This is a genomic window from Shigella sp. FC1661 (assembly GCF_001712525.1).
GTDB lineage: Bacteria > Pseudomonadota > Gammaproteobacteria > Enterobacterales > Enterobacteriaceae > Escherichia > Escherichia coli.
This window is the reverse complement of sequence record NZ_MDGW01000201.1, coordinates 1-3674: the sequence shown is the minus strand read 5'-3', so window position 1 is coordinate 3674 and position 3674 is coordinate 1. Positions and strand designations below refer to the sequence as shown.

Sequence of the window (3674 nt, the reverse complement as noted above, 5' to 3'; positions counted from 1 at the left end):
CAGCGCTGGCTGTTTTACGCGTATGACAGGCTCCGGAAGACGGTTGTTGCGCACGTATTCGGTGAACGCACTATGGCGACGCTGGGGCGTCTTATGAGCTTGCTGTCACCCTTTGACGTGGTGATATGGATGACGGATGGCTGGCCACTGTATGAATCCCGCCTGAAGGGAAAGCTGCACGTAATCAGCAAGCGATATACGCAGCGAATTGAGCGGCATAACCTGAATCTGAGGCAGCACCTGGCACGGCTGGGACGGAAGTCGCTGTCGTTCTCAAAATCGGTGGAGCTGCATGACAAAGTCATCGGGCATTATCTGAACATAAAACACTATCAATAAGTTGGAGTCATTACCCATTACTCGATAATACCGGTGAAATGCTGGTTGCTATAAATGACATGAATATTAGCAACGCTATTACAGCTGAATATCTCGCACAGCACCGTGAATTTATTCAGAGGGCAAAGGTCATTGTCGCGGACTGTAATATCAGTGAAGAGGCACTGGCATGGATTCTGGATAATGCCGCCAACGTACCCGTATTTGTCGATCCGGTTTCCGCATGGAAATGTGTCAAAGTGCGCGACCGTCTAAATCAGATCCACACTCTGAAGCCAAACCGCCTTGAAGCGGAAACCCTGAGTGGGATTGCGCTGTCAGGGCGTGAAGATGTGGCAAAAGTTGCTGCCTGGTTCCATCAACATGGCCTGAACCGACTGGTATTGAGCATGGGCGGCGACGGCGTTTATTACAGCGATATCAGCGGTGAAAATGGCTGGTCTGCGCCGATCAAAACCAATGTTATTAATGTTACCGGAGCGGGTGATGCCATGATGGCGGGACTTGCTTCGTGTTGGGTAGACGGAATGCCGTTTGCCGAATCTGTTCGTTTCGCACAGGGATGTTCGTCAATGGCGCTCTCCTGTGAATACACCAATAACCCCGATTTATCGATTGCCAACGTTATATCGTTAGTGGAGAACGCAGAATGTCTGAATTAAAAATTTCCCCTGAATTATTACAAATTTCCCCGGAAGTGCAGGACGCTTTAAAAAACAAAAAACCGGTTGTGGCGCTGGAATCGACCATTATTTCTCACGGGATGCCGTTCCCACAAAATGCCCAGACCGCAATTGAAGTAGAAGAAACTATTCGTAAACAGGGCGCTGTACCTGCCACTATCGCCATTATTGGCGGCGTGATGAAAGTGGGTTTAAGCAAAGAAGAAATTGAATTACTGGGTCGTGAAGGGCATAACGTGACCAAAGTTAGTCGTCGCGATTTACCTTTTGTTGTTGCCGCCGGAAAAAATGGCGCAACCACTGTGGCTTCAACGATGATTATTGCGGCGCTTGCCGGAATTAAAGTATTTGCCACCGGGGGAATTGGTGGTGTGCATCGCGGGGCGGAACATACCTTCGATATTTCTGCCGATTTGCAAGAACTGGCAAATACTAATGTCACCGTTGTTTGTGCCGGGGCGAAATCTATTCTCGATTTAGGATTAACCACTGAGTATTTAGAAACCTTCGGTGTGCCGTTAATTGGCTATCAGACTAAAGCGCTGCCTGCGTTTTTCTGCCGTACCAGCTCGTTTGACGTCAGTATTCGTCTCGACAGCGCCAGTGAAATTGCCCGTGCAATGGCGGTGAAATGGCAAAGCGGGCTGAACGGTGGCCTCGTGGTAGCGAACCCGATCCCGGAACAGTTTGCGATGCCGGAGGAATCTATCAATGCAGCCATAGATCAAGCCGTCGCCGAAGCCGAAGAGCAGGGCGTTATTGGTAAAGAAAGTACACTGTTCCTGCTGGCGCGCGTTGCTGAGCTGACCGGCGGTGACAGCCTGAAATCCAATATCCAGCTGGTGTTCAACAACGCCATTCTGGCGAGTGAAATTGCCAAAGAATACCAGCGTCTCGCGGGTTAATTTCTGACGGGCAGAAAGCCGTCGCCCGTACTCATCAAGCATACCAAAACCTGGCGCTGACGCCGGGTTTACTGGCATGAAGGGAAAATCATTATGGATATAATGAGAAGTGTTGTGGGGATGGTGGTGTTACTGGCAATAGCATTTCTGTTGTCAGTGAATAAAAAGAGCATCAGTTTGCGCACGGTTGGAGCCGCACTGCTGCTGCAAATCGCTATTGGTGGCATCATGCTCTACTTTCCACCGGGAAAGTGGGCAGTAGAACAGGCGGCATTAGGCGTTCATAAAGTGATGTCTTACAGTGATGCCGGTAGCGCCTTCATTTTTGGTTCGCTGGTTGGGCCGAAAATGGATGTCCTGTTTGACGGTGCGGGTTTTATCTTCGCCTTTCGCGTACTTCCGGCGATTATTTTCGTTACTGCGCTCATCAGTCTGCTGTACTACATTGGCGTGATGGGGCTGCTGATTCGCATCCTTGGCAGCATTTTCCAGAAAGCTCTTAACATCAGCAAAATCGAATCTTTTGTCGCAGTCACAACTATTTTCCTCGGGCAAAATGAGATCCCGGCGATCGTTAAACCGTTTATCGATCGCATGAATCGCAACGAGTTGTTTACCGCAATTTGTAGCGGGATGGCGTCCATTGCTGGTTCGATGATGATTGGTTATGCCGGAATGGGCGTACCAATTGACTACCTGTTAGCGGCATCGCTGATGGCGATCCCAGGTGGTATTTTGTTTGCACGTATTCTTAGCCCGGCCACCGAGCCTTCGCAGGTCACATTTGAAAATCTGTCGTTCAGCGAAACGCCGCCAAAAAGCTTTATCGAAGCGGCGGCGAGCGGTGCGATGACCGGGCTGAAAATCGCCGCTGGTGTAGCGACGGTGGTAATGGCGTTTGTCGCAATTATTGCGCTGATCAACGGCATTATCGGCGGAATTGGTGGCTGGTTTGGTTTCGCCAATGCCTCTCTGGAAAGTATTTTTGGCTATGTGCTGGCACCGCTGGCGTGGATCATGGGTGTGGACTGGAGTGATGCCAATCTTGCGGGTAGCCTGATTGGGCAGAAACTGGCGATTAACGAATTCGTCGCTTACCTGAGTTTCTCCCCATACCTGCAAACGGGCGGCACGCTGGAAGTGAAAACCATTGCGATTATCTCCTTTGCGCTTTGTGGTTTTGCTAACTTTGGTTCTATCGGTGTTGTCGTTGGCGCATTTTCGGCTATTTCGCCAAAACGCGCGCCGGAAATCGCCCAGCTTGGTTTACGGGCGCTGGCAGCAGCAACGCTTTCCAACCTGATGAGTGCGACTATTGCCGGGTTCTTTATTGGTTTAGCTTGAGTTTCATTGCCGGATGTACGCGCTTATTAAGCGTTGCATCGGCAATCGCGCTAGGTAATGACTCCAACTTACTGATAGTGTTTTATGTTCAGATAATGCCCGATGACCTTGTCATGCAGCTCCACCGATTTTGAGAACGACAGTGACTTCCGTCCCAGCCTTGCCAGATGTTGTCTCAGATTCAGATTATGTCGCTCAATGCGCTGAGTGTAACGCTTGCTGATAACGTGCAGCTTTCCCTTCAGGCGTGATTCATACAGCGGCCAGCCATCCGTCATCCATACCACGACCTCAAAGGCCGACAGCAGGCTCAGAAGACGCTCCAGTGTGGCCAGAGTGCGTTCACCGAAGACGTGCGCCACAACCGTCCTCCGTATCCTGTCATACGCGTAAAACAGCCAGC

At 50.5% G+C, this 3674-nt stretch carries 2 protein-coding genes and 3 pseudogenes; 4 read left to right on the top strand and 1 reads right to left on the bottom strand.

Going from position 1 to position 3674, the window contains the following annotated elements:
• The 4 genes and pseudogenes from BFF42_RS12625 to BFF42_RS12610 all read left to right on the top strand — a co-directional run.
• Positions 1-339, top strand: a pseudogene (locus tag BFF42_RS12625) (IS1-like element IS1B family transposase); the annotation flags it as partial.
• 5 nt (positions 340-344) lie between these two features.
• Positions 345-1001, top strand: a pseudogene (locus BFF42_RS12620) (PfkB family carbohydrate kinase); the annotation flags it as partial.
• A complete protein-coding gene (gene psuG, locus BFF42_RS12615) occupies positions 989-1927 on the top strand; it encodes a pseudouridine-5'-phosphate glycosidase (protein ID WP_001292467.1) in 939 nt (312 codons plus the stop codon). The pseudogene BFF42_RS12620 and the gene psuG, both read left to right, overlap by 13 nt.
• A gap of 93 nt (positions 1928-2020) precedes the next feature.
• Positions 2021-3271: a NupC/NupG family nucleoside CNT transporter gene (locus tag BFF42_RS12610; RefSeq protein ID WP_000353878.1), complete on the top strand. Its 1251-nt coding sequence runs from the start codon at positions 2021-2023 to the stop codon at positions 3269-3271.
• A gap of 68 nt (positions 3272-3339) precedes the next feature.
• Here the strand turns inward: BFF42_RS12610 and BFF42_RS12605 are convergent.
• Positions 3340-3674, bottom strand: a pseudogene (locus BFF42_RS12605) (IS1-like element IS1X2 family transposase); the annotation flags it as partial.

Coding starts and splice junctions, on each gene's coding strand:
- psuG (WP_001292467.1), top strand. CDS start 989: ATGTCTGAATTAAAAATTTCCCCTGAATTATTACAAATTTCCCCGGAA.
- BFF42_RS12610 (WP_000353878.1), top strand. CDS start 2,021: ATGGATATAATGAGAAGTGTTGTGGGGATGGTGGTGTTACTGGCAATA.